This window comes from Paraburkholderia sp. J67 (assembly GCF_905220265.1).
Lineage (GTDB): Bacteria > Pseudomonadota > Gammaproteobacteria > Burkholderiales > Burkholderiaceae > Paraburkholderia.
On the sequence record NZ_CAJMZK010000153.1, the window covers coordinates 1 to 213 of the forward strand.

Annotated in this window: 1 pseudogene; it reads right to left on the reverse strand. The window is 58.2% G+C overall.

Annotation, left to right across the window (positions count from 1 at the left end):
• Positions 1–140 (reverse strand): annotated as a pseudogene (locus U5782_RS41565) (acetaldehyde dehydrogenase); the annotation flags it as partial.
• Positions 141–213: the final 73 nt, after the last annotated feature.

Below are 213 nucleotides of genomic sequence, written 5' to 3' on the forward strand. Positions count from 1 at the left end.
GCGAGGCCATCGGAATTGGGATCGATGCCGACCATCGCCGCCATTTCCAGATGCTGGCTGTGGCGCATGATCTTGATCATCAGATCGGTGCCGATGTTGCCGGAGCCGATGATCGCGGCCTTGAGTTTTTCGGAAGCCATATGAATTCCTGTATCAGGCGGTGAAAGTCGCGCGAACGCTGCCGAGGCCTTCGATCTGCGCGGTATAGGTGCC